This window comes from Natrinema versiforme JCM 10478 (assembly GCF_000337195.1).
In the GTDB taxonomy this organism is placed as follows: domain Archaea; phylum Halobacteriota; class Halobacteria; order Halobacteriales; family Natrialbaceae; genus Natrinema; species Natrinema versiforme.
In genome coordinates this window covers 68858-93909 of sequence record NZ_AOID01000016.1, presented here as the reverse complement: position 1 = coordinate 93909, position 25052 = coordinate 68858, and the positions used below count along the sequence as shown (strand labels likewise).

General features: G+C 61.0%; 38 protein-coding genes. 12 read left to right on the top strand and 26 right to left on the bottom strand.

Annotation, left to right across the window (positions count from 1 at the left end; genetic code table 11):
• Nucleotides 1–238: 238 nt before the first annotated feature.
• On the bottom strand, nucleotides 239–460 hold the full coding sequence (locus C489_RS23010; RefSeq protein WP_083902760.1) for a ribbon-helix-helix protein, CopG family: 222 nt from the start codon (nucleotides 458–460) through the stop codon (nucleotides 239–241).
• Between the two features lie 124 nt (nucleotides 461–584).
• Between C489_RS23010 and C489_RS23005 the strand changes: the two genes are divergently transcribed.
• Nucleotides 585–755 carry a ribbon-helix-helix domain-containing protein gene (locus C489_RS23005; protein ID WP_083902759.1) on the top strand — a complete coding sequence of 57 codons (171 nt, stop codon included), beginning with the start codon at nucleotides 585–587 and terminating at the stop codon, nucleotides 753–755.
• 100 nt (nucleotides 756–855) lie between these two features.
• Here C489_RS23005 and C489_RS05160 read toward each other — a convergent pair whose 3' ends face one another.
• The 10 genes from C489_RS05160 to C489_RS21490 form a co-directional block, all read right to left on the bottom strand.
• Complete coding sequence (locus C489_RS05160; RefSeq protein WP_006430106.1) at nucleotides 856–1464, bottom strand: site-specific integrase; 609 nt, start codon at nucleotides 1462–1464, stop codon at nucleotides 856–858.
• 258 nt (nucleotides 1465–1722) lie between these two features.
• Nucleotides 1723–3000, bottom strand: a complete 1278-nt coding sequence (locus C489_RS05155; RefSeq protein ID WP_006430105.1) for a hypothetical protein — start codon at nucleotides 2998–3000, stop codon at nucleotides 1723–1725.
• Nucleotides 2993–3151, bottom strand: a complete 159-nt coding sequence (locus C489_RS21850; protein WP_160163634.1) for a hypothetical protein — start codon at nucleotides 3149–3151, stop codon at nucleotides 2993–2995. Before C489_RS21850 ends, C489_RS05155 begins: the two co-directional genes overlap by 8 nt.
• 136 nt (nucleotides 3152–3287) lie before the next feature.
• Nucleotides 3288–3566, bottom strand: a complete 279-nt coding sequence (locus tag C489_RS05150; RefSeq protein ID WP_006430104.1) for a hypothetical protein — start codon at nucleotides 3564–3566, stop codon at nucleotides 3288–3290.
• The gene (locus C489_RS05145; protein ID WP_006430103.1) at nucleotides 3567–3917 is read right to left on the bottom strand and encodes a hypothetical protein; all 351 of its coding nucleotides are present in this window, start codon (nucleotides 3915–3917) and stop codon (nucleotides 3567–3569) included.
• Complete coding sequence (locus tag C489_RS05140) at nucleotides 3914–5170, bottom strand: hypothetical protein (RefSeq protein ID WP_152423105.1); 1257 nt, start codon at nucleotides 5168–5170, stop codon at nucleotides 3914–3916. The genes C489_RS05145 and C489_RS05140 overlap by 4 nt, the downstream gene beginning before the upstream one ends.
• Nucleotides 5163–5510 carry a hypothetical protein gene (locus C489_RS05135; protein ID WP_006430101.1) on the bottom strand — a complete coding sequence of 116 codons (348 nt, stop codon included), beginning with the start codon at nucleotides 5508–5510 and terminating at the stop codon, nucleotides 5163–5165. The genes C489_RS05140 and C489_RS05135 overlap by 8 nt, the downstream gene beginning before the upstream one ends.
• Nucleotides 5510–5908: a hypothetical protein gene (locus C489_RS05130; RefSeq protein ID WP_006430100.1), complete on the bottom strand. Its 399-nt coding sequence runs from the start codon at nucleotides 5906–5908 to the stop codon at nucleotides 5510–5512. The genes C489_RS05135 and C489_RS05130 overlap by 1 nt, the downstream gene beginning before the upstream one ends.
• 16 nt (nucleotides 5909–5924) lie before the next feature.
• Nucleotides 5925–6446 carry a hypothetical protein gene (locus tag C489_RS05125; RefSeq protein ID WP_006430099.1) on the bottom strand — a complete coding sequence of 174 codons (522 nt, stop codon included), beginning with the start codon at nucleotides 6444–6446 and terminating at the stop codon, nucleotides 5925–5927.
• Between the two features lie 2 nt (nucleotides 6447–6448).
• Nucleotides 6449–6934: a hypothetical protein gene (locus tag C489_RS21490; protein ID WP_152423104.1), complete on the bottom strand. Its 486-nt coding sequence runs from the start codon at nucleotides 6932–6934 to the stop codon at nucleotides 6449–6451.
• Nucleotides 6935–7364: 430 nt separating this feature from the next.
• Here C489_RS21490 and C489_RS05110 point away from each other — a divergent pair, with 430 nt between their 5' ends.
• From C489_RS05110 to C489_RS22855, 6 genes are read left to right on the top strand one after another with little or no spacing between them, the layout of a single operon-like run.
• Entirely contained in the window at nucleotides 7365–7733 is a 369-nt protein-coding gene (locus C489_RS05110) for a hypothetical protein (RefSeq protein WP_152423103.1), read from the top strand.
• A complete protein-coding gene (locus tag C489_RS05105; protein WP_006430095.1) occupies nucleotides 7733–8410 on the top strand; it encodes a hypothetical protein in 678 nt (225 codons plus the stop codon). Before C489_RS05110 ends, C489_RS05105 begins: the two co-directional genes overlap by 1 nt.
• Nucleotides 8407–8805, top strand: a complete 399-nt coding sequence (locus C489_RS05100; protein ID WP_006430094.1) for a hypothetical protein — start codon at nucleotides 8407–8409, stop codon at nucleotides 8803–8805. Before C489_RS05105 ends, C489_RS05100 begins: the two co-directional genes overlap by 4 nt.
• Nucleotides 8805–8966 carry a hypothetical protein gene (locus C489_RS21845; protein ID WP_160163633.1) on the top strand — a complete coding sequence of 54 codons (162 nt, stop codon included), beginning with the start codon at nucleotides 8805–8807 and terminating at the stop codon, nucleotides 8964–8966. The genes C489_RS05100 and C489_RS21845 overlap by 1 nt, the downstream gene beginning before the upstream one ends.
• Entirely contained in the window at nucleotides 8966–9112 is a 147-nt protein-coding gene (locus C489_RS21840; RefSeq protein WP_160163632.1) for a hypothetical protein, read from the top strand. Before C489_RS21845 ends, C489_RS21840 begins: the two co-directional genes overlap by 1 nt.
• On the top strand, nucleotides 9112–9243 hold the full coding sequence (locus C489_RS22855) for a hypothetical protein (RefSeq protein ID WP_275039567.1): 132 nt from the start codon (nucleotides 9112–9114) through the stop codon (nucleotides 9241–9243). The genes C489_RS21840 and C489_RS22855 overlap by 1 nt, the downstream gene beginning before the upstream one ends.
• 88 nt (nucleotides 9244–9331) lie before the next feature.
• Here C489_RS22855 and C489_RS05095 read toward each other — a convergent pair whose 3' ends face one another.
• From C489_RS05095 to C489_RS23000, 9 genes are all read right to left on the bottom strand, one after another.
• Nucleotides 9332–10270 carry a hypothetical protein gene (locus tag C489_RS05095; protein ID WP_152423102.1) on the bottom strand — a complete coding sequence of 313 codons (939 nt, stop codon included), beginning with the start codon at nucleotides 10268–10270 and terminating at the stop codon, nucleotides 9332–9334.
• Between the two features lie 46 nt (nucleotides 10271–10316).
• Entirely contained in the window at nucleotides 10317–10787 is a 471-nt protein-coding gene (locus C489_RS05090; protein ID WP_006430092.1) for a zinc ribbon domain-containing protein, read from the bottom strand.
• On the bottom strand, nucleotides 10784–11011 hold the full coding sequence (locus C489_RS05085; RefSeq protein WP_006430091.1) for a hypothetical protein: 228 nt from the start codon (nucleotides 11009–11011) through the stop codon (nucleotides 10784–10786). The genes C489_RS05090 and C489_RS05085 overlap by 4 nt, the downstream gene beginning before the upstream one ends.
• 430 nt (nucleotides 11012–11441) lie before the next feature.
• The gene (locus tag C489_RS21835; RefSeq protein ID WP_160163631.1) at nucleotides 11442–11591 is read right to left on the bottom strand and encodes a hypothetical protein; all 150 of its coding nucleotides are present in this window, start codon (nucleotides 11589–11591) and stop codon (nucleotides 11442–11444) included.
• The gene (locus C489_RS05080) at nucleotides 11584–12084 is read right to left on the bottom strand and encodes a hypothetical protein (protein WP_152423101.1); all 501 of its coding nucleotides are present in this window, start codon (nucleotides 12082–12084) and stop codon (nucleotides 11584–11586) included. The genes C489_RS21835 and C489_RS05080 overlap by 8 nt, the downstream gene beginning before the upstream one ends.
• A gap of 197 nt (nucleotides 12085–12281) precedes the next feature.
• Entirely contained in the window at nucleotides 12282–12728 is a 447-nt protein-coding gene (locus tag C489_RS05075; protein ID WP_006430089.1) for a hypothetical protein, read from the bottom strand.
• A complete protein-coding gene (locus C489_RS05070; RefSeq protein ID WP_006430088.1) occupies nucleotides 12725–12946 on the bottom strand; it encodes a hypothetical protein in 222 nt (73 codons plus the stop codon). Before C489_RS05070 ends, C489_RS05075 begins: the two co-directional genes overlap by 4 nt.
• A complete protein-coding gene (locus C489_RS05065) occupies nucleotides 12943–13188 on the bottom strand; it encodes a DUF7389 domain-containing protein (RefSeq protein ID WP_006430087.1) in 246 nt (81 codons plus the stop codon). Before C489_RS05065 ends, C489_RS05070 begins: the two co-directional genes overlap by 4 nt.
• A complete protein-coding gene (locus C489_RS23000; RefSeq protein WP_152423100.1) occupies nucleotides 13185–13286 on the bottom strand; it encodes a zinc ribbon domain-containing protein in 102 nt (33 codons plus the stop codon). Before C489_RS23000 ends, C489_RS05065 begins: the two co-directional genes overlap by 4 nt.
• Nucleotides 13287–13431: 145 nt before the next feature.
• On the opposite strand from C489_RS23000, the gene C489_RS05060 reads away from it, so the two are divergent.
• Both C489_RS05060 and C489_RS05055 read left to right on the top strand, forming a co-directional pair.
• Entirely contained in the window at nucleotides 13432–13827 is a 396-nt protein-coding gene (locus C489_RS05060) for a DUF5805 domain-containing protein (protein WP_049890618.1), read from the top strand.
• On the top strand, nucleotides 13817–14869 hold the full coding sequence (locus tag C489_RS05055; RefSeq protein WP_006430085.1) for a tyrosine-type recombinase/integrase: 1053 nt from the start codon (nucleotides 13817–13819) through the stop codon (nucleotides 14867–14869). Before C489_RS05060 ends, C489_RS05055 begins: the two co-directional genes overlap by 11 nt.
• 383 nt (nucleotides 14870–15252) lie before the next feature.
• On the opposite strand, the gene C489_RS05050 is transcribed toward C489_RS05055, so the two are convergent.
• The 5 genes from C489_RS05050 to dph2 all read right to left on the bottom strand — a co-directional run bounded on the left by C489_RS05050 (nucleotide 15253) and on the right by dph2 (nucleotide 21893).
• Entirely contained in the window at nucleotides 15253–16179 is a 927-nt protein-coding gene (locus C489_RS05050; protein WP_006430084.1) for a hypothetical protein, read from the bottom strand.
• An 82-nt stretch (nucleotides 16180–16261) separates the two neighbouring features.
• Complete coding sequence (locus C489_RS05045) at nucleotides 16262–18316, bottom strand: midas domain-containing protein (protein ID WP_006430083.1); 2055 nt, start codon at nucleotides 18314–18316, stop codon at nucleotides 16262–16264.
• A 70-nt stretch (nucleotides 18317–18386) separates the two neighbouring features.
• On the bottom strand, nucleotides 18387–19220 hold the full coding sequence (locus C489_RS05040) for an MBL fold metallo-hydrolase (protein WP_006430082.1): 834 nt from the start codon (nucleotides 19218–19220) through the stop codon (nucleotides 18387–18389).
• A 134-nt stretch (nucleotides 19221–19354) separates the two neighbouring features.
• On the bottom strand, nucleotides 19355–20596 hold the full coding sequence (locus C489_RS05035) for a DUF7344 domain-containing protein (protein ID WP_006430081.1): 1242 nt from the start codon (nucleotides 20594–20596) through the stop codon (nucleotides 19355–19357).
• A 247-nt stretch (nucleotides 20597–20843) separates the two neighbouring features.
• On the bottom strand, nucleotides 20844–21893 hold the full coding sequence (gene dph2 / locus C489_RS05030; RefSeq protein WP_006430080.1) for a diphthamide biosynthesis enzyme Dph2: 1050 nt from the start codon (nucleotides 21891–21893) through the stop codon (nucleotides 20844–20846).
• A gap of 264 nt (nucleotides 21894–22157) precedes the next feature.
• Here dph2 and C489_RS05025 point away from each other — a divergent pair, with 264 nt between their 5' ends.
• The gene (locus C489_RS05025; RefSeq protein ID WP_006430079.1) at nucleotides 22158–23084 is read left to right on the top strand and encodes a DUF7139 domain-containing protein; all 927 of its coding nucleotides are present in this window, start codon (nucleotides 22158–22160) and stop codon (nucleotides 23082–23084) included.
• 95 nt (nucleotides 23085–23179) lie between these two features.
• Entirely contained in the window at nucleotides 23180–24211 is a 1032-nt protein-coding gene (locus tag C489_RS05020; protein ID WP_006430078.1) for a disk-shape morphogenesis protein volactin, read from the top strand.
• Between the two features lie 104 nt (nucleotides 24212–24315).
• Here C489_RS05020 and C489_RS20670 read toward each other — a convergent pair whose 3' ends face one another.
• Nucleotides 24316–24486, bottom strand: a complete 171-nt coding sequence (locus C489_RS20670) for a zinc finger domain-containing protein (RefSeq protein ID WP_006430077.1) — start codon at nucleotides 24484–24486, stop codon at nucleotides 24316–24318.
• Nucleotides 24487–24656: 170 nt separating this feature from the next.
• Here C489_RS20670 and C489_RS05015 point away from each other — a divergent pair, with 170 nt between their 5' ends.
• Nucleotides 24657–25052, top strand: coding sequence for a hypothetical protein (locus C489_RS05015; RefSeq protein ID WP_006430076.1), 396 nt, complete (start codon nucleotides 24657–24659; stop codon nucleotides 25050–25052).

Here is a 25052-nt window from a genome sequence, read left to right as displayed (position 1 = left end):
GCGACCCGCTCGAGCAGTTCCGAACCCACTCATGCGACCCGACATCCCCGCTCGAGTCCTCTATGAGAACGGACGGAATCGCATTCACTGGCCACCGAGTGAGTGATAGGTGACACGGTGTGCCATCGGGAGATCGATCGCCGGCAGTCTTCCCGCCAGTATATATCCCAAACCATAGGGCCACATATCAGAATTGCATATCTGAATTCGCGGGACTGCTACTGTAGTTAATATCTAACTATGTCACCACACTTCGCACAATACGGGGTTCGTATCTCGACATAAACTCACTTATCTCGGACTCTGTACCTTCCCATGTCTGCTGTAGGGTCTCCCTAACAAATTCAGACATTGATTTACCGCTCTGTGCGGCCGCAACACGCAGGTTTTCCTTGAAGTCAGATTCACACCGAATTTGCAAGAAGGTGTAGGAATCCGACTTATCGGTATTCTGTGCCATGCAGATAGTCTATCTACATCTCTGGACCTTAGTCTTTTCCATAACGTAGTGACATCCTAACAACCTCGTGGTGGATGTAATACAATCATTAAGCGGAATACGGTCTCCTAGAGCTTTATGTGTAATGACGTTCAATACATTGTGTATGTCGGTAGCCTCCGAAGGCCACAAGACGATTAGTGTCCGCATACCGCCAGAGCTTGCAGAAAAGTTAGAAGAAAAATCCGAAAGCTCAACTTACCGGGTCCCTCAGTCAGAGATTGTTCGTGCAGCGCTGCGCGAACACTTAGAATAGGCTACTGAATACGGTATTCTGTGCCCCCAGAGCCATGCACTTTCGGGGCACTGCTTTTCAAAACTCTCGAGCGACAGCGACGAGAATAAACCGCGTTCTGCTATAGCGTCTCGAGCGCCTGAGCCGTGACGTGGTCGGGGACCGGTCCCAAATAGTTCTCTCGGAAGGTCTCGCGGCCGGTAGCAGTCATTTTCCACCCTCCCCACGACATGACTAACTCCTCCGCTATCGGGACTCCCTCGAACGCCAAGCTGTAGTAGGTGTCTGTCGCCCATGTTCGACGTAGATCGTGCATCCCCAGCTTGCTGTAGTCTCCGTCAAGTTCGTCTCGAGCGTTGCCTATCCAGTTGCGGAGGGTCCGTTTAGAAACGTCAATGATCGGATCGTGCTTACCGAGGTCTTGGTCTGCCGCCTTCAGGTAGTTGATACGCTCTTTCAGGTCCGCGTCAATCGGCACCTCTCGAGCGCCAGTCTTCCCTTTCGGGATTTCAAGCACAAACTTCTCAGTGCCGTCCTGACGGGTTTCTATGTCTCGGAGGTGTCCCGGCTCGACTCTCACTATCTCGTCAGTACGTAGGCCGTGCAGGCCGAGTTGTAGGGCTATCCTGAGTCGTGGCTGGTCCTGAATGCCAGATAGGAGTTGGTCTTGCTCCTCTCGGTTCAGCCAGATTCTCTTACCTTCCTTCTTCTCGTAAGGTCGGGTCTGCATGAATTTCTATTGATTTCCCGACCATTTCACGTTTCCGGTATGGGCCGGTAGTTCTACCCTTCGCGGAAAATTGATCTGGCGGAATGTCTCTGAAAGTGGGTCAAACGAATAGAATGGGCTCGAGATCGCGGGGAGCGTGCCGACTATAACCAATTGTCGGAAAGTAGATTTCGAGACAAATGCCGCCTATAGCCGAAAGGCGGAACGTATCTTTCAGGGGAGATAGAAAAGAATCGGCCGCACACTACACAGCACTGGTCAGGCAAGTTGGACCATCGAACCGTTGCTTTTGATCCAGAGGGTAGAGTCGTCGGTGTTCTCCGCAGTCTGGCCCTCTCGATAGTTCGCCGCGCTTGGGGCGTTCCCTGTCCCTGCCGCTTCGAGGCCATGCCCTTCGACTGTGGAGAATTGGGATTGTGCAATCCCGTCAGATACCTGTTCGTGGCCGATATGAACGTCACTAACAGCGCCGGGGGCGTCCCATCCGTTGGTCGCGTTGTTTCGCGACCGAACCGACCCAATACAGACGTTTTCGTGGCCGCTGTTCAGGAACCGGCCGCCGTAATCGCCGCCACGGGTTTCAATATGGCCGATAAAGCCGTTCTGAACGTAGCGGTTTGCGGCAAACCCTATCTGGTCGTAGTTGATAAGCTCGGCCTGCCCGATCTGAAGCCCAGAAATGGGGTCCGATGAACTTGCATCGAAGTTCACAGCGTGCCGGTCGGCGGACCCCGACCAGAGTTGGCCGATTTGAAGGAGTCTCGCCCCGGTTTCGACCAGCATCCCGTCTGCGTTGACGCCCTCGTTGCTACCCGCCTTATCAAGCGTCAACTGTTGGATGAACAGGTCTTTGCTCAGTCCGTTGATGTGCAGGTTGTGGGATCCAGTATCGACAATCTTCAGCTCGTCGAAGATGTTCCCGCCGTCCACTCCCTCGGTGTTCCACACGAGTCCGATGTTCCCGTTAATCGCAGAGAGAAACGCCTCGCCGAAGTGGTTATCGTGAGTCTCTCCCTCTGCAATCAGGGGGTTATTCCGCACGTCCCGAACCTCCAGCTTCGTGAACTGGCTTTCTGCTTGTGTCTCTGAGGACCCCGCGGACCCGATTTTCACACCGTTGTAAACGTCGCGAACGTCGAAATGATCGTATTTCGACTGCTGCGTACCGGTGCAGTCCACGACGTAGGCGGATGATGTTTCGGCCGTCGGGTCGCGGATGGCGATCGTCCCGTCGAGACGAAAGCCAGTTGCTCCAAGGTCGAACATGGTGAAGTCAGCGGTAGGGCGGAACTCTGCGCCTGCTGGAACGTCCCACACACTCAGATCTGACGCAACTACCGTCTCGCCGATCTCGTAAACGCCCGGCTCCCACTCTATCGCTGAGAGTGTGCCCGCGTCTGAGATTTTCGTTTGAAGGTCATCGTCGGGGCCGACCGTCACCCTGTTGTTTCGGAACTCTGGACTTATCGATCCGCCGCCGTCGTTCGGTCCGCTGTGGCTATGCTCCTTCGTGGGTCCTCTGCCGATATCACTCATTGTTATTCTCCGTGTCGTTGTATTTCTCGATCTCTTTCGGCTTGATGCCGAGTTTCTTCCCAAGTGCTGCTACCGAGATACGGCCAGTTTCGGAACTTGGGACCGCTCCGAGCACGTAGCCGATAAGCACCGCTCCTATCAGTTCGTTCATGTTGCCTCTGTCCGCTCTTCGACTCGAGTCTCAACTGTCGAGAGACGGTTCAGTAGTCGCGCCTCGAAACCGATCTGAGCGACTTGGGCCGCGAGGATCGCCGCTAACAGTGCTTCCGAGAGTACGATAGCCATGCCTACCCACCGCCTCCAATCTGAATATCGAACAGTTGGCCGAACGCGACGACCGCGCCAATCGCCAGACCGCCGTAAACCAGAAGGTCAACCTTCCCCTGTCCGGTCTGAATGCCAAGCTGGTCCGTGATGTCGTTATAGGCGTAGCCGCCGCCAGCACCGATAGCTGCTGTGCCTCCTTTCGAGCCTTTCAGTGCGCTCCCGATCTTGGTGCCGAGTGTCTTCAGGCTCCCGGTCGGAAGGTTCTTGCCGACCTTCGGGATGAAGCTGAATGCGGCCATCTAATCACCGCCCAAGAGGGCGATAGCGACAGCGATCACTCCCGCGAGCATGACGAGGGGACCGAGGCCGCTGCCACTGCTCGAGCCGCCACCGCCGCCGATGCCGATGAACGGAATACCGCCGCTCGAGCCACCGCTGTTGGAGCCGTAATCTTCCTGTCCCCACTCGCCGAGATCGACGCCGCCACCGCTCGAGCCACTATCACTCGAGTCGCCGCCGGCGATAGTTCCGAGACCGATACCTCCAAGGAGGCCACCGGTCCCGATACCCGCAGGCGACTTTGCGAAGTTCGTGACTTTCCCGCCGATACTACCGCCGCTGCTTACGATTTTGGATAATCCACCGATCATGATTCATCACTTCCGAAGACGAAAGCGATCACTCCAACGACCGCGAGACCACCCACCGCGAGCAGTCCGGTCGGAAGTCCGCCTTCGCCGTCTCCGCTCTGTTGTTGACCCAGCAGCTTCTGGTACTGGCTCTTGAGCCGTTCCTTCGCTGCTGATAGCTGATTCTGCATCCGCTGCCGGGCCTGCTGGAGTTCGTCGCCTTGCGCCGGCTGTTCCGGCTGCTGGCCGTTGCCGGAACCTCCACCTCCGATGAACGGAAGGCCAGATAGCAGTCCGCCGCTCGAGCCGTCGCCGTCGCTCGAGCCACCGCCGAGTCCTGGAATCAACGAGAGCGGGCCGCCCCCGCCGTCGCCGTCACCGTCGCTCGAGCCGAGTCCGAGGCCACCGATCAGGCCGCCGATCCCGGCCGACGTCTTCGTCCCACCGGGCAGGAGCTTCGACGCCGCCGACGCAATCGTGCCGGCCGATCCGACGCCGGTGAGCGCTCCGGCGAATCCCGGCGCGCTGCCTATGGGTTCGGACGGTTCGCCCTCGGCAGTGCCGGGGTCTGCGAACTTGTCGGTCATCGTCTTCCAATCGTTGAAGAGATTCGTATCCTCGTCGCCGGTCAGGCCGCCGCTGAGAAGGCCACCGTCGCCGTCGTCGTCACCGCTTGAGGAACCACCGCCGCCGGTGAGTCCATCGGTGATGGACGTATCAGAATCGCCGGTGAGTCCGCCACTAAGGAGGCCTCCGCCGTCGTCATCGCTCGAGGAGCCGCCACCGCCGCCACCGCCTCCGAGACCGTCGGTGATACTGGTATCCTCGTCGCCGGTCAGCCCGCCGTCGAGGAGGCCACCGCCGTCGTCGCTCGAGTCGCTGTCACTCGAGGAGCCGCCGCCGCCACCGCCGCCGAGACCGTCGGTGATGCTGGTATCTTCGTCGCCGGTCAGCCCGCCGCCGATGTCGATACCACCGCCGCCGGACGACCCGCTGCTCGAGCCGCCGGACGACCCGCCGTCGTCATCGCTCGAGGAGCCGCCACCGCCGCCACCGCCTCCGAGACCGTCGGTGATACTGGTATCTTCGTCACCGGTCAGCCCGCCGCCGATGTCGATACCGCCGCCGCTCGAGGACGACCCGCCGGAACTGCCGCCGCTCGAGCCGCCGTCGTCATCGCTCGAGGAGCCGCCACCGCCACCGCCGCCGCCGAGGCCGTCAGTGATGCTGGTATCTTCGTCACCGGTCAGCCCGCCACCAATCATCTTAGTCACCCACCGCCAGCAGGCTCGTTTCTCCCTCGCTGTTCTCTGGATCGGTGATCTCGAGAACGTCGATCTCGAGGGTGTTGAGGACCCAATCGGGGCCTTTCGGCTCGAACGTGGTGGAGGATCCATCCTCGAGAGTGGCTGTTACCTCCTTGTCGTCGGGCAGAGCGAAAAACATCACTTCCTCGATCTGCCAAGCCGGGTCAACCGTGATGGGGTACGCCGATGCGCTTGCGCTCGTTGCGCTCCCGTACTCGTTCGTCTCGAGGCTGCCGGTCGATGACGAAACGTCAATCGGGTCTCCGCCGCTACCCCTGACTGCCTGACTGAATTGTTCCGATACCATTAGCTGAACACCCCGCTGATAGCGGAGAGAACACGGCTCGCGCCGCCTGCTTGGTCGAGGGTGACATCTACGTCAACATCGAACTGATAGCTGTCCGCCTCATGTTCGACTTCGATACCGATTTCGTCACCCTCTTCGACGGATTCGGCGACGTTGAACGTCCAGTAATCACCGTCGCCGTAGATTTTGCTTTTGCCGATAAGATCGACGAGCGTCAATTGATCGGCGTCCCGAATCCGGTAGGGGACTACTCCGATCTCGTTTTCCGCTCCTTGGTAGATGCGGACATCGATCTCTTCAACCGTCGCATCATAATCGAGTGTGGTCGATGCTGTTGCGGTCTCTCCGGGGCCAACGCTGACGCTAAAGCGCTTTGTTTCCTTCCGGGAAAAAGGCATATCAGGAACCCCCGAATCAGTTGTTGTACTCGGTGTAGTACATCCGAATCGAGCTATCGGATGCCGAGAGTTCATCCCCGTCGGATGCACTATCAGCGACGACGCGAAGCTCGAGGTGCTGGTCTTCGCGGGCGATGGGAACCTGAACCGGATACATCGGCCGCTCGGTGCGGTTGTCGTCCTCCGCAGCTGCCAGAGTCTCGAGGTCGCCGATCTCCTTCCGAGCGTGCACGTCTCGGCCCTCGCTGTCGGTGATGACAGCGTACAGATCTCCTTCGATCTGTTCCGGGGTGCTGTTCTGAATGCTCGCGTAGATAAACGCCTCAGGTCCGCTCTCGCGGTTGTCGGTGCCGTGTCCGTGCAGGTACGCCTTGTCGGCGGGCACCTTCGACTTCCAGACCGTAACCTCGTTGCCGGCGTTCATCGTCGCGCCGTCTTCGAGGTGGGACGACCGGATCGTTTTCGGCGAGCCGCCCTGTGCGAGATCACGAACGTCCGGGTCCGGGTGCCGCTGTGCGCGAGTGAGTTGGTCCGCCATCGTTATTCACCCGCCACCGGAATACCGGCCTCTGCCTCGGTGCCTGCCGCGGCGTTGCCTCGCTCGAAGACCCACGTACCGAGTGCGAGCGCGATAAGCGCGACGACGACGCCGATGGTGTATCCAACTACTTTACCTCCCAGTTCTGCGGGATTGGTCGGGTCAACACTGTCGTTGAACAGCGGGACCTGCCCTTTCAGATTCATTACGCTTCCATATATAGCGCCATAGGGTTTAAGCGTCCAATTACCTATAGGTAGGTATATGGGACTTATTGGTCTCGGAACCGTAACGCTTGCAGCGTTAATCCTTAGCGTTCGGTCGTCTAAGGTGGTAAATAAGGCGATAACGCTCCTGATGTGGGCTACCCTCGTCGTCGTAACTGCGGGGTGGGTGTGATGGGGCGCACTTGTCCTATCTGCGACTCCCCGCACGATACCGAGCATGGGGTAGCTATCCACATGGTCAACAAACAGGACGACGAACACGCCGCCTTCTCCGAGTTAGAGGACGCATATGGCCGGCTCTACACGGCCAAAGATAACGGGTCTGAACCGGCTACCCCTGACGGTGGTACCGGGCCGGGTGGAAACGGTAGTCAATCCGGTAGTCCCTCGAGCGGGGGCGCTCCTGAGTTCCCTGAGTCAGATGACGGGCCGAATGATCCGGTGCCGTCCGCGTCCGAGCCGGAGTGTCCGAATTGTGGGTCAAAAGATAACGAAAGCAGTGATGTCTACCTCGACCGAAACCGGGATCGTCTCGAGGACGACCACGTTAGGATGCTGAGGAAGGGGGATTACGTCTGCCTCGGCTGTGGGGGTGTGTTCTCCGATGAGTGACGATATGGATCCTCGAGCGGCTGCCGAGTTCGCAACGGGAGCGGGTGAAATGGGTGATTCGGGCGCAGAAGGCTCGCCGATGGACGGACAGATCGACATGGGTGGGTCGGAACCGGGTACCGATAGTGGTGGCTCTCCGTGGTTCATCGAGGGCCTGAAGAATACTGAACCGAATACGCCGATCTCCCAACTCGAGGGGCTGGATGACATCCGAGACCACTGGAAACGGTACGGTCTCCGGGGTCTCGAAAAGTGGGCCAACGTAGATGACGCGTGGGCCGGTGTCGATCTTGCAAAGTTCGCTATCGGAGCTGTCCTATCGGCTACGTCGGACGATGACGGCGGCTCGTCTGGGTCGGCCGGTGATACCTCCTCGAGCGGTGGGGGCGGTGACGGTGACGGCGACTCGGTGAATGTGTCTGGGCTACCGACTGTGGGGGATGCCTGATGCAAACGTACTACCTCACGGACGGGTCTCACGTCCTGATCTCGGGCGCGACGGGTGCCGGGGATGACTACGGCGGAAAGTCGGTACTGGCTAACTGGTGGTTCCAAAACAGCGTCGTGCAAGGGTGGCATGATGTGGGGGTATTCTACAATCCCAAGGGTCTCGGGTATGTCAACCGGAAGGATCGGGTACGGCGGGTTCGTACCCTGAAGGGGTTGGCTGAGTCCTACCGGGCGGGGTACCGGCTGTTCGACTTCTATCCTCGTGACGGTGGCTCACCTGCGTCCCATGAGCCGGTGATCGAGTTCCTGCGGAACGTGCCGGGTCGGAAGATCGTGGTACACGATGAGGCCCAGAGCTTCCAAGATTCGGAAGGTCTCGGCTGGTGTCTCGCGCAAGGCGGTAATATGGCCAACTCGAGCGAGCAAACGGACGATATTCGTTCTCTCGTCGTCACACAGCGGCCGTGGAACCTGCCGGAAGAACACCGGGCGAATATGCCGCTCAAAATCTGGGTGGGTCCGTTCGGGAATGAGGCCGAACACTTCTTCAGCGCCGAGCGGATGGGGCGCGCAGCGGATGAAGTGAAAGCGGCCACTGGTCCCTACCACTGGTCCGTCACGGACGGCGGGGATTACGTAGAAACGAACGCTCCGGTACCGGAGGAATTCGCATGAGCGAAGACCTATTCCCGTCCCAAGAGCGCGGACGGGACGCTTCCGAGTGGGTAGCGGCACAGTTCTCCCTCGAGCGGGCGGACGGGCGCGACTGGTGCGATCTCGTCAACCCTCGGACCGGCGCGAAACACGAGGTAAAGTCTGCTCGTCCTGACCGCAGGTTCCGTATCTGGGAAGATAACCACCGCTCGCTTACCGCGTCGGACGGCCAAAACGTCGCGTGGTACGACTTCGTGATTCTCTCGAGTGGGTCAACCCCTGAGCCACTGGACCACCGGCGGATGAAACCGGCGACCGTCACGCAGCTGGTGAAAGACCGGGGCGGCTGGAACCGTGCCGGTCACTCGAAACGGGACGGTCGGCAGCACAAGCTGCCCGTCTCCGAGGTGTTCTGATGGCGGAGATGGATACGCCGTTCGTAGATGTGGACGTTGATCGGGAGTTCGGCGTACTCGAGATAATCTTGATGCCGCTGCTCCTACCTGGTGTGTTCGCTGCTGTCTTCTGCCTTCGCGTCGGGATGTGGGTCGAGGAAAAGTATCGGGAGGTGTTCTGATGGGGGTCGTTGATCTCCTCGAAATCTACGGTCGCGTGGTCTTAGCAACGGGGGCGTTCTGGGTCTCTCTCGAGGCATGGATCAAGTTCTGTGGGTGGCTCGGGTTCCCGTTCGCTCGAGCGATTCGCAAGTACGGTGGTAGCTGATGGGGGAGATATGGATGGGGTTCTATATCGGCGTCACAACGACGATTCTGGCCCTCTGGGTACTTGCTTGGTCGCTGATAAGGGGTATCGACTCGTTCCTGAACGCTGATCTCGAAGAAGCGGAGTTGTAGGGTCCGGTTCCTGCCGCTTCGCGGAATGGATTATTTCACGAGGGTCAACCGTGTGGAACGACGTTCACTACAGCGTCATTAAGCAGCGTTAGGCCGTGTTGCTGGCTGCGCTGATAACATTCGTTTGGATGGTTCCAGAGTTGTTGAACGCATGGACGAGATCCCCTGCGGAATGGCCGTCGCTGCCGTCTGAACAGTAGATCATTGAGTCTCCCCCGTTCAGTTCATCAGTTGTTGGCTGGGCGCGCTGACTGTATTCGGTCCCCCCGCTTTGGCGGTCAACATTGCCGCGCTTGTCGCTATTTTTGTGAAATCGAACGTGAGAGTTGCTGGAGTAGTACGGCGTCCCGAACGCCAGATGGTCAGATCCGCTAACGGACCATGTTGGCTTGTAGCCCGACCGATAGTCGTAGCCAACCTTTTGTGAGTCGATGTCCTGATAGACACGTTTTACTTCGCCGTCTGTTCCGTTGTTGTATCGCAGTTCCATCGCTTCGCCGAAGATGAGATGGTTTAGGGCGAGGAACCGAGCGAAATCACCCTCTGTAACTGTATCTGTTGACTCTCCGGGGTCATTTACGATAAAACGAGGTTGCTTGTCGTTTGCAACACCCGTCTGGATATAGACCTGTCCTCCGTCTTGCGATTCAATAGCGAGATTTCCACCCGGAATCTCGTTCTCTATTCCGATGAACGTGTTCGACCCATCACCGCCGTCGAAGAGTTTGATAAACTCGTAGAACGTCCCATCATGGATCTGTGCGATACCACCGTTGTGACCAAGGATTAGCGGGGAGAGGCCATGAGAGTCGTCGGGGTCCCAGTGAAGCCCCATCCCTCCGTCGGAATAGGTCGAGAGGTCAAAGGGCTTCCAAGCCCCGACTGGGGTGCCATCACTTGCAACGTGTTGTTGTTCCTCTGTACTGAGCGAATCCGTTTCGACATCTCCAAGCTTTGCGTCCGTGCGGTCGGCGTTCCTTCTCAGGAATCGCGCAATATGTTCTTTTAATCCGATTGGAACTACCATGCCCTCTTATTTGTCGCAATCTAGAAAAAAGCTGGGGTCAGCGCTATTACGAGCGTTCCGGCGGCCCCCCGTTCGCGGAAATACCTCTGCGACGTAGAAGTTCACCTTCGGAGGTGATAGGCTGGCATTCCTCGTTATCGACTTCCAGCGTTGCCATAGCCATGAGCATATGATTCACGGCGTCGGCTATGTTCGTCTTCGTGAGTTCGCCTGAATCGTTCTGTCGAGAGTGGTAAGAGGCCACAGATAGCTGGTCTTGGGCCTTGTAGACGTGGTATCTCGACTCGAAGTTTTTCCAGTCTTCGCGCTTCTCCCACTCCTCCATGAAGCGGGCCTTCGCTCGTCGGGTGATACAGTCCCACTCGAGTTCCAGAAGGGTCCACTCGTCCCATTTCGTCGGTTCGTTCGAGGGGTTGTCGCCGCTCGTCTCGACCGTTGGCTCTCCACAGAACGGGCAGTAGTTCGCGGCTGCCGTCATGGTGCTACCACAGTCTGAACACTCCTGATCGTAGCTCATGGCGAACCACCTTCCTGCTCGTCCCCCTCGCCGGAAGCGTGCTCGAGGTGGTGGGTGATAGCCTCTCGTAGCCCCTCCATCTGTTCCGGCTTCAGGTTCACTTTCAGGGCCTTCCCGTCCTTTCGCTTCAGCATGATGCAGTGCTCGCCGTTCTCCCACGTACTGAACGACGTGTCCGGGGAGATGTAGGGGAAGCCGTTCGGTCCGCGTTCGGCGTCACTCATGGCTTTCCTCCTTATCGTCTATCGCGGAAGTCGGGTTACAGCGCGGGCAACAGTCGTTGCAGTAGCGTTCGTTCCCCATACCGGGCGCGTTCGGAACGAGACAGTCTGCCGGGTCTCCGCACAGCACACACTCGGGTTGTGGCCGCTCGAGTTCCCTACCCTCGTAGTACAGGTTATGTATCCCCTGAACTTCGGTAGGCCAGAGGTCACGGCCGCACCGTGAGCAGTGGAAGAACAGGTAGCTCTCGCCGTCGTCTTGGCCTGCTTCGACGTAGCCGGAATGGAGGCCAAGGCCACACAGGACTTTCCGCTTGAGCCACCGAATCATGGTCTAACACCCAGTTCTGAGGCCCACTTATCGCAGCCGCAACTCTCGCACATCCGGCGAAATTTGTTCGTCTCGGTGTCACACTCCGGGCAGAAAACAGGGTCAATCATCTGCCGGCACCTCCGGTGAACCGGAACCGCTGGTCGGAAGGTAGCGCGTCGGAACGCCGAACGGCGAACACGTCCGACAGAGGACGGTTCCTTCGCCGTTTGAGATACCGACGACCTTCCCGCACTCGTAGCAGTCAGTCATCCGCGACCGCCTCCGTCGGGGAGGTATTCTCGTCGTCTGCCGCTTCGATATCACGGAGTAGCTTTCTCTGGGCTGCCGACGACTCGCCGGCTGCGGTGGTGAGGATATCGGGGTCCATCTGCCGATCTCGACTTTTCGCACGGGTCCACATGTCGGGGTCGGCGGACGGCGGACGGGCGCGAACTTGCACCGGGTCGTTCGCGTACATGCCTGACTCGAGGCGCACGTGGTTGTGCCGCTCCATCCGCTTCAGGGTGCCGTAGATATCGTCCTTCGATATCTGGCTCTCCATCGCCATCTCGGGCTTGATATCGTCAAGCCGCACGTAGTTGGCTAAAACGTCGTGTCCGCCGTGTTGAAGGAGTGCTTCGTACACTCTCCGGTCACGGTTGCGTTCGGGGTAGTACGACGTGTCGGGGTTATCGTCAAGATCGGGGCCGACTTCTTGGCGGATTTGCTCTCGAATCCACTCCTGAACGCTCTCTGTGTCCATCTCTCGCTCGAGACCGGCTATCAGTTCGTCGTCGATTTTGGTGTTGACTTGCATGGTGTCTCGGTATCTTCGGGGGGTCGGGATATCCCGTTTGGATACCCCGATATTCGCATGACGGCGCTAAGTTCGGTACGTGAGGATATCTCCCCCCTTGGGGGGATATCCGAGGGAGTCGCGCGCGGGTGGCGCGTGCGTGGCTACAGCCTCGACTCCGGCCGTCCGAAGGTGCGGCCGTCGCTCCCGGCTGCCGGTGGGTCAATCAGTCCACCGTCGGTCATGGCTCGCTTGTCCGGCTCGATCTCGGTCCCTCCCTCGAGCGCGGATGAATCGACCGCTTCGATAGGCTCGCCGTTGACTGTCTCGAGCGGGGTAATCTCGCCCGGTCCCTCGGCTTTCCGAAGCGTGCAGAGGTGCGCGCAGGGGCTATTCTCGTCGTCTCGGTACTCGAAGCCCTTGCAGTCGCACCAGCCGACGTGTGCGCCGCGCTCGAGGGCGTAGTGAACGCGGTGGTACTCGCTGCCGCCTTGGAGCATGACTCGGAAGGTGATCGGATCGACTCGCTCGACGAGCGCGGCTCGAGGATCGGCGCGCTGCCAGCTGGTCGTTTGCTCGTCTGCCTCGTGGCGGAAATCGAGGTACGTCACTCGTTCTGCACCTCCCTGATGGGTGCGAAGAAGACCGCTCGCTGGTTCCAGTCGGTAGCTGTGATTGTCCATTCGGTGTCGGCGATAAGCGCGCCGTATGCGCTCATGTCCTTGGACACAGTCTCGAACGCGACGACGCTGTTACCGAGATCGCCGACTTGTTCGACGTGGTCTTTCTCCTCGAGCCGGCGAATGAAGCTCTCCTTCGTGTAGGTCATGCTTCCACCTCATCGAGTCCGGCCTGATCGTCCGCGATCTTCCGGCCGGTCTTGTTCTCCGGCTGCATCTCGAGGCACGCGGCCATGTGGTCGCCGAGTCGTTCGCGCATCCGCTCGAGCTTCCGGTCCAGTTCCTCGAGATCGTCGGCCGCGACCGTGACTTTGAACGAGTCGCGGTCGTCGGTGCCGGTCCCTCGAGTGAGGGATGTAGTCACGGAGAAAGCGGGTTCGTCGTCGCTCATCGAATACCACCGTCACAGTCGGAACAGACTCGGCGAGGGATGCCGCCGGGCGAGGTCTCGGTCGTGAGTTTCCCGCCGCACTGTGGGCAGTAGTTCATGCCTGATCCCCCGGATTCTCTGGTTTCTGACCATTACTCGAGGCCTGAAAACCGCCAGAGGGCGCGGCGGTTTCACTTTTTTGCATTGACTCACTTAGATCGAATAATGGGTAGATTGAAGATCACTGCGTTTGACGGATGGCGTATGAGCGATTCGGCGGATACAACTCGAAAATCTGTCAAAACGTACGTGCCGGCCTACCAGAAAGAGGAGTGGCAATCCCACGCCGATGATCTCGATATGAGCCAGAGCGAGTTCGTTCGAACGATGGTTCAAGCGGGGCGAAAGGGGTTCGAATCCGGTTCAGCGGAACCCAATTCTCCCGACCCAGACCCTGGGGGTAACGCCCTCGAAACACAAGTCCTCAATTTACTTTCGTCTGACACGTATTCGTGGGACGGACTCCTCGAGGCGGTTTCGGACGACATCGAGTCGCGATTGGACGAGACGCTCGAGGAGCTCCAGTCGGAAAACCGGATTCGATACAGCGGTCGCCACGGCGGGTACACGACAACCGACGGTGGTGGCGATGGCGACTGAACCCGGGACCGACGCGCCGGCGGACGTGACCGACCCCATCGAGTACTTCCTCGATGACCAGCGCTATCACGGCAAGAGCGACCGAACGCTCGAGGCCTACGAGCGGGTGCTTCGCCAGTTCGAGGTCTTCGTCCGGGAGCGCTTCGACATGGACGCGATCGGCGCGGCCGAGCGCCGAGAGTGTATGGCGTGGATTCACTCGCTGCGCGGCGAGTTCGAATCGAGTACAATCGCGAGCTACGCGTCCTATCTCAACCGATTCTACGACTATATGACCCGCGTCGGCGTCTTCGACGACAATCCGATGGCGCTCGTCATGGAGGAGATGTCCGAATCGATCGAAACCAACCCGACGAGACGGGACCTCTCTGTCGGCGAAATGCGGTCGTTCCTCGAGTCGATCGCTCACCCCCTCGAGCGGTCTGTTATCGTTACCCTCCTGAAGACGGGGATGCGCGTCGGTGAACTGTGTAACCTCGATTTGCGGGATCTCCACCTCGAGTCCGTGCAGGCGAAACTCGACTGCGAGTGGTCGCCGCGTGTCGGCCTCGAGCGCCGGCCATCGTCGCTGTTCGTTTCGGCCGAACCGGCCCGCGGGACGGCCGTCAACGGCGAGGAACGGACGGCCTCGAACAAGCGAAAGCGCGATACGGTCGTCCCCGTCGACGCCGAATTGCAGCAGGCGCTGCTCGAGTGGCTGGCGATCCGTCCCGACGCGACCTCGCCGGCACGGCCGCTCTTTCTCGACACCAGAGACTCGTGGGGCGAGCGGCTCACGCCGTCGGATGTCCGCTATATCGTCGAAAAACACGCTCGAGACCACGGTTGGTACCGGACCGGCGGTGGGACCCAGGAGAACGTCACGCCTCACTACTTCCGGCACTTCTTCACCACACATCTGCGGGATCGAACCGGCGATCGGGGGATCGTCCAGTACCTCCGCGGCGACGTCGCCGGCGACGTGATCGATACCTACACCCACAACTGGGGCGACCGCGTTCGTGAGACCTACCTCGAGCACATCTACGCTGTCACCGTGTAGGAAACTGGCCGCGCTGATTCGCAGCGCCGATGACCCGGAGAGCAGCAGGGTTTCAGACGGGCGATTCCGGCTGTATGCTGCACGCTATATCAGAAATTCACTACAATTATCTGTAACCCACACGCTCGAGATCGGACGAATAAATTGTATCTCGCTATATCAAATTCGGCACGAACACCCAACGCGATCGGTTGTCGAACGCATCGAACGGAAACGCTGCTGCATCGGCGTTGACATCGATATCAAAGCCGTTCCCAGCAAGTAGAACGGTCTCCAACCACTATCGTAACGGGATGGGACTGTAGCCGCACGACCGAACGGTAGTGACGTGTCTCCGCAAATTGGTGCCAGCAGTCTGAATCGACGAGCCTCGAGAACGGTGTCTACGGCTCGACGGCGAGTTCCGTCTCGAGGTCGCCGCCGTTCAGCAGGGAGCGGACGAGATCGACCGTATCAGTGGTTTCGGCCGTGTTTTCGAGCAACACTGTCTCGCTCGGGAAGAGCTGTTCGCCGAGCAAGAGCCCGTGTTCGCGAGCGGTCGAGCCGGTGACGGTCAGGTAGACGCCGAGTCCCGCGTCGGCGATGGCCGCCTCCTCCTCGCGGTCCTCGTCGGGGTAGCGAAAGTCGACGCCGTCGAGGGTTCGCGTGCCGAGTACCGCCTGGACGAGCCGTTCGTATCTGGGTTCGATACAGAGCGGTCCCTCGTAGGCCTCGAGGAAGTCCCGGTCGAGCGATCCGGACGACGGGGCGACCTCAGGCGTTGCCAACAACGTGTGATAGACCGTATCGCCGAGTCCGGTGACGACCTGAACGTCGGTATCGGCGGGATTGATCCGGGCGTTCACGTCGGCGATCCGGTTGAGCGGTTCCGGCCGGAGTTCGACGACCTCCTCGAGGACCAGATCTGCGCTGTCGAATCCGAGCGCGAACTCGTGGGTTCGGAGGGAGCGAAACGGCTCTTCGCGGCCGACGAGTTGAATCGCCGCGTCGTCGGGTACCCCTTCGATATTCGTCAGCGGAATCGTGACGCTGTCGAAGACGATCCGGCGGGGCTTCCCGGCGCGGTCGTCCCGCAATAGCGTGTATTCGGGCTCGGTCGGATCGTCGACGGAGCTGTAGTCGGCGAGACGATGGTAGACGTCCTCCTCGTCGGGATCGATAGACCCCTTCGTGAGTGCCTTTTCGTGGCGAAGCGTCGACGTGATGTCGTCCGCGAGTTCGGGGACATCGAGGCGGTCCGCGAGTCGGTCGAGGACCGACTCGAGGGGTCGCCCCTTGCGTGGAACAGCGATCGGTATCGTCTCGCCCATCGATCGGTTCTCCACCGGCGACGGATAAACGAGTTGTGTTTCCGGAAGAGCCGTGAGCCGTGCAGTCAGGGATTGAGCCGAGTCAGTCCGAGAACATCGATCCGAGCTGGTCGCGCCACTCCTGAATATCGGTCACGTCTTCTCGCACAGCCTCGAGTTCGTCTTCGACCGTCTCGAGGTCGTTGCCGACGGACGCGACTTCTTCCTCGACGGAGTCGACGTCTTCGCCGACGCGTTCGAGATCGTTCTCGACCGTGTCGACGGTATCTTCGACATCGTCGAGGTCGTCCGCGACCGTTTCGACATCGTCGTCGACCGAGTCGATATCGTCGGCAAGGTCGACGACGTCCGATTCGAGTTCGTCGACGTCGTCGCCGACCGCACGCAGATCGGTCTCGAGGTCGCCGTTCCAGTCGGTGAGGTCGGCGACGTCGCCTTCGATATCGTCGACCGTGGTCTCGGTCCCCTCGAGTCGGTCGTCGATCGACGCGAGATCGTCCTCGAGGGCGTCGATATCGGTCTGGAGTTCCTCGATGAGTTGCGCGCCGGTGCCGTTCTCCTCGAGGAACGTCTCGAGGGCATCCGTGTAGGCCGCGACCTCCTCGACGCGACTCTGGAGGTGCTCGACTTTGGCGATCTCCGGCCCCGCGGGCTCGAGATCGAGTTCCGACTGAATGGTCTCGAGATCGTCGTCGTCGATCGTTCCGTCGCGGATTTCGGTCGCGAGTCGGGCGGCGACCGAGCCGCCAAAGTCGGGATCCGGGTTCGGTGCCACAGCGGCCGTCGCGGCCGATTCGTCGGCGTCGTCGGCCACGGCTGCCGCGTCTTCCTCGGCCGACGGCTCGGACTCGGCGTCGGTCGTCGCCTCGAGCGATTCGGCCGCGGACTCGTCCGTCTCGGTCTCGTCCGGCTCGGCTTCGGCAGCGACGGAGTCGGCGTCCGTTTCGGCGTCAGCCGCTTCCGATTCTGGTTCGTCGTCGAGGACGGCCTCCTCGTCGACAGCGTCGCCTTCGTCGAGAGCGGGTTCGTCCACCTCGTCTGCCGCCGCGTCGCCTGTTTCGTCGGGTGCAGGTTCGTCCGTCTCGTCGGAGTCGGTCTCGGTTTCGGTGGCCGGCTCGGCCGCCTCGAGATCGAGATCGTCCGTCGCGTCGGCCGGTTGCTCGTCGTCCGTCTCCGCCGTGTCCGTCTCGAGGTCGTCGACGGCGTCCAGTTCTGTGGTCGATTCGTCGGCTTCGTCCTCGTCCTCGTCGGCGGCAGCCGCCGCTTCCTCGAGGTCGAGTTCGATTTCGGGTTCGTCACCGGCCTCGGAGTCGTCGGACACGTCCTCCGCGTCGTCGAACTCCTCGGTTTCGGTTCCGAGATCAAGATCGAGTCCGTCGGACTCGGCCGCGTCGCCGTCCGCGGCGTCGTCTTCCGGCTCCGGAATCTCTTCTTCCTCGAACCCGAGATCGATATCCGGCGCGTCGTCCGCATCGCCGTCGTCGTCCGTCTCGACGTCGACCGGATCGGGATCGACGTTGCCGAGATCGAGGTCGAGTCCGTCCGACTCGTCGGCCGGCTCGTCGTCGGGTCCCTCGTCTGTCGCTGTGGCACCGCCTGCGTCCGCCGTCGAATCGGCATCGACTCCATCATCCTCGTCGTCCTCGAGTCCGGGGACGGTGTCCGATTCGCCGGCGATCATGTCTTTGACCGCCTGATTCCGGTCCTCGGAGACGATGTTGCCGATGACCTCGTCGTCGACCTCGTTGGCGTCTGCCGCGCCGTCGTCGTCGGCGTTGCGTTCGACGATCGTCGGCTCGGTGAGAAACGCCGCGGCCCGGCTCTCGTCGTCGATCTGGATGCCGTAGACCGTCTCGAGTCGGCCGCCGGCCTCGAGCGTGGCGGTGAACTCGACGTGGTTGTCCTGAAACGCCGTCCAGTCGTCGCTGTGATAGTCCGGATGGAACCCGACCTTGTCCATCGGGAACGATTCGGGAATCTCCTCCGAAAGCTGAAATGTGACCGGCTCGTCGCGGTCCGATTCGATCTGGAACCGGATCGCTGGGACGGGGAACTCGTCCGCTTCGAACGTCTTTCGGACGGCTATCCCGTCGCTACTGACCTCGATCACGTCATCCGTGTCGGCGGTGCTACTCATATGGAACCAACGTTACCATACCATTACTATAAATTGTACGGACAGTCTCATATCCCTCCGTAGACAGATCCTATAGGTCGACGCGATCGCCGATTTCGCGGATCTCGAGCCGGCGCGGATACTCGAAGCTGTTCGCGTGGTGGTAAAGCGCCGTCGGGTCGGCGGTCAGCCCCTTCCACATGTCCCAGTGGCTCGGCAGGAGCCGCTCGCACTCGAGGGCGGCCGCACACTCGATAATCTGGTTCTCGTCGTTGTACCAGCGGGTTCGCTTCGGTTCGCGGGTCTGTTTGTCGGGGATCTGCCCGACGGTGCCGAACGCGAGCGCCGCGAGATCGATCTCGTACTCGTCGCCGATCCGTTCGAACTCGTCGCTTGGCTTCGTGTCGCCGCCGTGGAAGAAGGTCCCGGCATCGTGTTCGATCATGTAGCTCACGGGGTGGGTCGCGTCGGGATCGTTCGCCGCCTCGACGTGGACCGTGAACTCACCGACCTCGACCGTCTCGCCTTCGGCGACTTCCGTCAGCTGATCGTCGGTCACGTCCCACTCCTCGGTCCAGTTTTCCTCCTCGCGGGCGACCGCGAGACTGTCGTCGGGCGCGTAGAAGGTCGCGCCCGTGTTCGCGAGGATGGGGGCCTGACTCGGCCCGTCGACGTGGTCTGTGTGCTCGTGGGTCGCGAAGACGGCGTCGGCCGCCTCGACATCGTCCGGATCGAACGGAACGGGAATCATGCGGATCGTCCGCGGCGGACTCCCCAGGCCGACGTACGGGTCGATGAAGACCGTCGTTCCCTCGCGGCCTTTGAGGATAAAGCCGTTACAGCCGAGGTACCAGACCGCGACGCCGTCGGGTTCCGCGTCCTCTACGTCGCGAACGAGCCAGTCTCCCCAGTCGCTTTGGGTCATACTCGAGGGTGCGAGGACCGACTGGGTAAATGTTGTCGTCTCCGCTGACGGATCGACGTGCCGACAGTGTCGCGAACCGAGCTCAGGTCGAGAGAAGAGCGGACAGGACTGTGCGCGGGCGTCTGATCACGATATTACAGCGGGAGCTGCGACCGGCGGTCCATGCTGCGTGCGTCGAGTTCGTCGAGGCGGGAGCCGAGCATCTGACGCATGAGGACGACGAGTCCGTTGTGGGGTCCCTCGCCCAGGATCGCGGTTTCGGCGTACTCGCCGTCGTCCGCCAGCGGCTGGCCGAGGGTCCCGAGCATGATCGCCTCACGGTCGGCAAAGACCAGTCGACCCACCGACTCGCCTTCAGGCGGCAGGTTGAGCCAGTCGAGTTGGGGTTCCCAGAGGACGACCTCGGGCACGCGCTCGCCGACGAGTTCTCGCACACGCGGGTCGCGCGAGCCGAGGTAGACATCGACGCCGCGATCGACCGCGTCCTCGATCTGGCGGAAGCATCCCTCCTCGAGCAGCCCCGTCGTCGTAAACATCAAGAAGAGTTCGTCCTCCGCGCGCTCACAGAGGGACTGGCCGGTCGCGATGATCGTGTCCCGGCCCTCGAGCGTGCGGACGTCCGTCTCCGCCGTGCCGTTCACGGGCGCGTCGACATCGGTAGCGGCGTCGGTGCCAGTACTGCCGGTCGTCGCCAGTGCGCTGTCGGCAGGCTGGATCCACTCGGCGCGGACGGCCGGGTGGCCCTCGTAGGAGACGCGTTTCGTTTCGTCGGCCTCGTCGTAGCCGACAAGCGTGGCCTCGCACAACTGTGGCAGGTGCACGTGGACGAGCGAGACACGGACTTCGTCGACGCGTTCCTGAGACACCTCGCGCTGGGACACGTCGGCTTCGCGGGCCGCGACGTCGCGGGCGAGCGTCTCGGTCGCAATCGGGTGATATTGGTCGCTGAGGACGGCGAGAACGGTTCGCCGACGGTCGTCGGCGAGCGCCGCGAAGACGGCATCGAGTTCGGCCACGTCGTCGGTTCGGCGGCTCGAAACGGCCGCCTCGAGATCGAATCCGTCGAACGCGGGAGTGTCGGCAATCCGAATCAGTTCGTCGTCGGTCTCCTCGAGCAGGCCCGCGTCCGTCAGGCGGGGGAGCAGTCGGTGGTGGAGGTCGACGAGCGCTCGCTGGTGGTCGTCGTCGGTGACCGACGCGAGCCGTTTATCCGAGGTTACCGCCGCGAGGTGGAACGCAAGATCGTCTTTCTCGACTCCCTGCGGCGATCGGTCGCAGACGAGACGGAGGACGGTTCGGCGGCGGGCGTCGGCGAGGGCGGCAAAGTAGTCGTCGCGGAGGGCGGCCGCGGATCCGCTCGGATCTGAGTTACTCATCGACTACTCGTCGGGGACTAGCGTGCAAAAGAACTGCTCCAAACCACTTTGGATTCAGTACCGTATTACCCTTCTTTAGAGAGATATTCAACAATATATACTATTATTTCGATGAACGTAGCATACGGTTCCGATACGCGTTCCGAATAGACAGTCGAAGCCGAAACTACTCGATCGGAGAGAGTCGTCCGTGCTGTACCGAATCCGACGGGAAAAACGAGGATCCGGCGCGCGTTCTACGGGCCCGCTACCAGGTACCGTGGAACGTGTCGAAGGAGAGTTCGTCGAGTGGCTTGTTGCCGACCGCGATCTCGTACTCGCCGGGGGTCAGCATCGGCTTGTGGAACTGCGGTCCGTCGTCGGTCGTGATCCGCGGACAGCCGGTGTTGACGAACGCGTCCATGTCGAAGTTCCGCAGGCGGTCCGGCGTCACCTCGTCCATCGTGATGAGGTAGGCGTTCTCGTTGTCTTCGAGGATCTCCTGGGCCATCTCCCAGCGACCCTGCCCGATCTTGGTACAAAAGATGACGCCCCACTTCTCGGCGTCCATCGCGCGGTGGATCGCTCCGTAGCGCTGTTTCATGAACTTGTCCGTGTCCGCGACGGTGACAACGTTGTTGACCGGGTCCGCGATGACGACGTGCTTGTCCGGGTGTTCCATCGCCAGGCCGAGCGGGTGGAACTTCCCGCCGCCGACGTAGAGTACCTGGTCCGCGGGCACGTCCGCGCTCGCGTAGTTGCAGCCGAGCACCTGTCCCTCGTGGGTCAGTCGCTCGTCGCCGCGGCGGCTCTGGACCTCGTAGCCCTGCTCCTCTAAGAACGCCTTCATCTCGTCGTACAGGTTCATGTGCTGGGCCGTGGTGACGAGCCCGACGCCCTCGGTCTCTTCGGGCGGCTCGAGGGTCTCGAGGGATTCTTCCATGATCGGCGTGACCTCGACGTTCGAGAACAGCGGCACGTAGATCACCTTGTCCGTGTCCTTCATCGGGGAGTGACCGAAGTGAACGAACACGTCGGTGCGTTTCATCAGATAGGTATCGAGGTCACACGCCCCGTAGCAGGGCTGGCCCGAGAGCATGAACGTCACGTCGTCGTCGGACAGTTCGCGGAGGTCGTCGGCGACAGCCGGGCCGCGACGTTTCAGTCCCTCCGGGAACTGCAGGCCGACCTTCTTCGCGTCTCGCTCTTCGATGGCTTCGACGATCTGCTCGAGCTCGTAGTCCCACTCGCGGTCGTGCTTGAGCTGCATTCCGGTGTTCCGGAGGTCCCCCTCGGTGTACTCCGACTCCTGACTCATTGACCGTTCTAACGACCACGGACGTATATACTGCACGCTGTCTCGAGACGCAGGAATTCGCCGGCGTTCCGGTCGGTCCGCGTTCGCAGTCACCGAGTACCCACCGATTTCGTGGGGCGACAGGCAGGGTCGTCGGCCGGTCTCAGACGGGATGACGGGCTCGAGGCCCCCTGTGGCCGGACTCGGCCGCGCCGGCGGCGACGGTCGGTGTCGGTTCCTTTCTCGTCCCAACAGTCATAGTACTGGAGTGTAAACGGGGGGCTAATGGCAGCGGAACAGGCCGCAGACGGCTATCTCTTCGACCTCTATCGTCGATACATCGGTGAACCCGAGGACCGGACCGACGTCTACGTCGGGTTCGGACTCTTTCTCGGCGGGATCGGGCTGGCAATCATCGGACTCCTGCTCTTTCTGTGGGGCAATACGTTCGAGGCGCGATCCGGCGGCTACTTCGCGTGGGTCGGTCCCGCGTACGCGCTTGCGATGACGGCACTTCCCGTGACGATGCTCGGCATCGTCGTCCTCCTGCCCTCGGAGCGGCGGATGCTGTACACGTCGATCGCCGGCGTCGCCGTCACGATCGGCGCGGTCGTCGGCTTTCTCGTTGCCTATCCGGACAACTGGAACGGCTACGGTGCCGATTACACCGTCGAAGTCATCGCAACCTACGCTGTCGGCCTCGCGGCGATCACCGCCTCGACGGGCGCGGCGCTCATCGCCCACTACCTCGACATGGCCCAACAGGCCGAGGTCGTCGCCACCGAGACGGCCGACGCGGACGACGATCCCGAACTCACCGACGAGGAAATCCAACAGGACATCGACGATGCGATGGACGGCGTCGAACTCTCGTGGGGCGGCGTCGAGAAGACCGAGCACAAACGGCTGAACTTCTCGAGCGACGACCTCGACGATGTCAGTATTGATACCGACGCCGGAACCACGACCACCCGCTCGTCGGGGGTCGACGCACAGGTCAGCGGGCTCAAGGGGCTGAAAGGCGGCGAGACGAAAGAGACGACCTCGAAATCGACGGTCGACGATCAGACGGCCAAGCTCAAAGAACTCCGCGAACAGCAGCGTGCAGAGGAGTTGGCGACGGCCGACGACGACAGTGGCGCTGTCGATACCGTGCGGAAACCGGTGGCCTCCCTCCTCGATCGGTTCCGAAACCTCCTAAAGCGTAATTAATCGCCGCCGCGGAAAGAAATATTCTGTTACGACGTAGTATCAGATCCGAATGTAACGCACATAGATTTATAATCCGTCGGTGGCCTTGCCCACACATGGCCAAAGGCCTGGACGTCGGTACGATGAACATCCTGTCAGCACAACAGGATGGGAACGACACGGTTTTCGTGCAACAGCGTAACTCATTCGTCGAGATCGAGTACTCGGATATGGCCGAGCAGATGCTCTCGCGAAGCGAAGTGCTCCACATTCGCAAGGACGATAAGGTCTACGTCGTCGGCGACGACGCCCTGAACTTCGCGAATATCTTCAACAAGGAGACCCGCCGGCCGATGAAACACGGGATCCTCTCGAACGACGAGCAGAGCGCGATCCCGATGATGAAGCTCATCATCGAGCAGGTCGTCGGCGAGCCCGCCTATCCCGACGAGAAGCTCTATTTCTCGTCCCCCGCCGATCCGATCGACTCGGATCTCTCGACGCTGTACCACCAGAAGACGATCGAGTCGTTCCTCGACGACATGGGCTACGACTCCGAACCGATCAACGAGGGGATGTCCGTCATCTACAGCGAACTCGCGGACAACAACTTCACCGGACTCGGCATCTCGTTCGGTGCCGGGATGACGAACGTCTGTCTCTCCTACTACGCGGTCCCCGTCATGAAGTTCTCGGTGGCCCGCGGCGGCGACTGGGTCGACGAACAGGCCGCACGCGCGACGGGAACCCCCGTCGACAAGGTTACCTCGATCAAGGAAGACGACTTCGAACTCGACTTCACGACCGATGTCGGCGGCGTCGAAGGGGCGCTGTCAATCTATTACGAGAACCTGCTCGACTACGTCATCGAGAACATCGTCACGGAAGTCGACGAGGAAGACGTCGAGGAAGGACTCGACGTCCCCGTCGTCGTCACCGGCGGGACCTCGAGCCCCAGCGGCTTCGAGGCCCTGTTCAAGGACCACCTCGAGGACGCGAACATTCCGTTCTCGATCAGCGGTGTGACCCACGCGAACGAGCCGCTGTACAGCGTGGCACGCGGTGGCCTCGTCGCGGCCCGGTCCGACGAGGATATCGACCACGACGAAGCCGACGAGGAAGCAGAAGCGGCGGCCGCAAACGAGTAACTCGTTGGCCGGTTAGAACCCGTTTTTTCACACTTGCGTCTCGGAGAGTAGTGACTCGGATCGCGGATCGACCCGAACCGACCGCGACTTCGAGGACCGTCGACTTACTCCTTGTAAAAGCGGTTGAAGGCGTCTCGCCACGACTCCGGCTCCTCACCGGCGGGTAGGTGTTCGACGGGCACGTCGGCGTACCCACAGCGGGAACACGTCACCGTCGACACGTCGCCGAGCGAGAGTTCTTCGATCGCTCCCCCACACCGTGGACACTCGTCCATACCTGTAACTTTCCCGGGCCGTCCTTAACTCTATTCGAAAGTGTCTCGAAACCGTGATTTTTCGGCCGGCCTCCGGAACCCGCACCCACACGCGCCGTCGCATCGGCTCGAGTGTATTACTACTACGTATTCAACAATCTTTTTGTATGCAAGCCATGTATGGTCTGGCAATGAGTACGACATCATCCCACGCCCGTGCGATTGATGGTTGTCAGCCCGCAGACGCCACTCCCGTCACCCTCGAGGCCGACGCGCTCGAGTCGACGTCCCCGGAGTACCTGCGCGATTTCAAGGGCGAACTGACCGCGGAAGGGTTGGTCCCCGCCGAGCTGACCGTCGAGGCCTGCTTCGACGAGGACTGCTCGCTGGCGACGCAAGAGGAAGTAGACCGCATCCGCGGCTACGTGCGCGCCGGCTCGTTCCTCGGCGTCGGGACGGTCACCGTCGCCGTCGACGACGTCGCGGACCCCGAGAAGGTCCGCCCCGCGCTGGCGGCCTGTGCCGAACGGGCCGACCGCGAGGGACTCGCGTTCGAGCTCGAGGGACCGATCGCCGTCGGCGCGTGA

Bases quoted from the DNA above. Each gene is read 5' to 3' on its own strand.
- C489_RS05070 (WP_006430088.1), bottom strand. From the start codon at position 12,946: ATGACCTACACGAAGGAGAGCTTCATTCGCCGGCTCGAGGAGAAAGAC.
- C489_RS05100 (WP_006430094.1), top strand. From the start codon at position 8,407: ATGAGCGAAGACCTATTCCCGTCCCAAGAGCGCGGACGGGACGCTTCC.
- C489_RS05150 (WP_006430104.1), bottom strand. From the start codon at position 3,566: ATGGCCGCATTCAGCTTCATCCCGAAGGTCGGCAAGAACCTTCCGACC.
- C489_RS05025 (WP_006430079.1), top strand. From the start codon at position 22,158: ATGGCAGCGGAACAGGCCGCAGACGGCTATCTCTTCGACCTCTATCGT.
- C489_RS05035 (WP_006430081.1), bottom strand. From the start codon at position 20,596: ATGAGTAACTCAGATCCGAGCGGATCCGCGGCCGCCCTCCGCGACGAC.
- C489_RS05110 (WP_152423103.1), top strand. From the start codon at position 7,365: ATGGACGGACAGATCGACATGGGTGGGTCGGAACCGGGTACCGATAGT.
- C489_RS21850 (WP_160163634.1), bottom strand. From the start codon at position 3,151: ATGAACGAACTGATAGGAGCGGTGCTTATCGGCTACGTGCTCGGAGCG.
- C489_RS05145 (WP_006430103.1), bottom strand. From the start codon at position 3,917: ATGATCGGTGGATTATCCAAAATCGTAAGCAGCGGCGGTAGTATCGGC.
- C489_RS20670 (WP_006430077.1), bottom strand. From the start codon at position 24,486: ATGGACGAGTGTCCACGGTGTGGGGGAGCGATCGAAGAACTCTCGCTC.
- C489_RS21835 (WP_160163631.1), bottom strand. From the start codon at position 11,591: ATGACTGACTGCTACGAGTGCGGGAAGGTCGTCGGTATCTCAAACGGC.
- C489_RS21840 (WP_160163632.1), top strand. From the start codon at position 8,966: ATGGGGGTCGTTGATCTCCTCGAAATCTACGGTCGCGTGGTCTTAGCA.
- C489_RS05155 (WP_006430105.1), bottom strand. From the start codon at position 3,000: ATGAGTGATATCGGCAGAGGACCCACGAAGGAGCATAGCCACAGCGGA.
- C489_RS22855 (WP_275039567.1), top strand. From the start codon at position 9,112: ATGGGGGAGATATGGATGGGGTTCTATATCGGCGTCACAACGACGATT.
- C489_RS05085 (WP_006430091.1), bottom strand. From the start codon at position 11,011: ATGAGTGACGCCGAACGCGGACCGAACGGCTTCCCCTACATCTCCCCG.
- C489_RS05080 (WP_152423101.1), bottom strand. From the start codon at position 12,084: ATGGACACAGAGAGCGTTCAGGAGTGGATTCGAGAGCAAATCCGCCAA.
- C489_RS05130 (WP_006430100.1), bottom strand. From the start codon at position 5,908: ATGCCTTTTTCCCGGAAGGAAACAAAGCGCTTTAGCGTCAGCGTTGGC.
- C489_RS23005 (WP_083902759.1), top strand. From the start codon at position 585: ATGACGTTCAATACATTGTGTATGTCGGTAGCCTCCGAAGGCCACAAG.
- C489_RS23000 (WP_152423100.1), bottom strand. From the start codon at position 13,286: ATGAACTACTGCCCACAGTGCGGCGGGAAACTCACGACCGAGACCTCG.
- dph2 (WP_006430080.1), bottom strand. From the start codon at position 21,893: ATGAGTCAGGAGTCGGAGTACACCGAGGGGGACCTCCGGAACACCGGA.
- C489_RS05065 (WP_006430087.1), bottom strand. From the start codon at position 13,188: ATGAGCGACGACGAACCCGCTTTCTCCGTGACTACATCCCTCACTCGA.
- C489_RS05095 (WP_152423102.1), bottom strand. From the start codon at position 10,270: ATGGTAGTTCCAATCGGATTAAAAGAACATATTGCGCGATTCCTGAGA.
- C489_RS05040 (WP_006430082.1), bottom strand. From the start codon at position 19,220: ATGACCCAAAGCGACTGGGGAGACTGGCTCGTTCGCGACGTAGAGGAC.
- C489_RS21845 (WP_160163633.1), top strand. From the start codon at position 8,805: ATGGCGGAGATGGATACGCCGTTCGTAGATGTGGACGTTGATCGGGAG.
- C489_RS05060 (WP_049890618.1), top strand. From the start codon at position 13,432: ATGAGCGATTCGGCGGATACAACTCGAAAATCTGTCAAAACGTACGTG.
- C489_RS05020 (WP_006430078.1), top strand. From the start codon at position 23,180: ATGGCCAAAGGCCTGGACGTCGGTACGATGAACATCCTGTCAGCACAA.
- C489_RS05015 (WP_006430076.1), top strand. From the start codon at position 24,657: ATGAGTACGACATCATCCCACGCCCGTGCGATTGATGGTTGTCAGCCC.
- C489_RS05105 (WP_006430095.1), top strand. From the start codon at position 7,733: ATGCAAACGTACTACCTCACGGACGGGTCTCACGTCCTGATCTCGGGC.
- C489_RS05135 (WP_006430101.1), bottom strand. From the start codon at position 5,510: ATGGTATCGGAACAATTCAGTCAGGCAGTCAGGGGTAGCGGCGGAGAC.
- C489_RS05055 (WP_006430085.1), top strand. From the start codon at position 13,817: ATGGCGACTGAACCCGGGACCGACGCGCCGGCGGACGTGACCGACCCC.
- C489_RS05050 (WP_006430084.1), bottom strand. From the start codon at position 16,179: ATGGGCGAGACGATACCGATCGCTGTTCCACGCAAGGGGCGACCCCTC.
- C489_RS05160 (WP_006430106.1), bottom strand. From the start codon at position 1,464: ATGCAGACCCGACCTTACGAGAAGAAGGAAGGTAAGAGAATCTGGCTG.
- C489_RS05125 (WP_006430099.1), bottom strand. From the start codon at position 6,446: ATGGCGGACCAACTCACTCGCGCACAGCGGCACCCGGACCCGGACGTT.
- C489_RS05045 (WP_006430083.1), bottom strand. From the start codon at position 18,316: ATGAGTAGCACCGCCGACACGGATGACGTGATCGAGGTCAGTAGCGAC.
- C489_RS05090 (WP_006430092.1), bottom strand. From the start codon at position 10,787: ATGAGCTACGATCAGGAGTGTTCAGACTGTGGTAGCACCATGACGGCA.
- C489_RS23010 (WP_083902760.1), bottom strand. From the start codon at position 460: ATGGCACAGAATACCGATAAGTCGGATTCCTACACCTTCTTGCAAATT.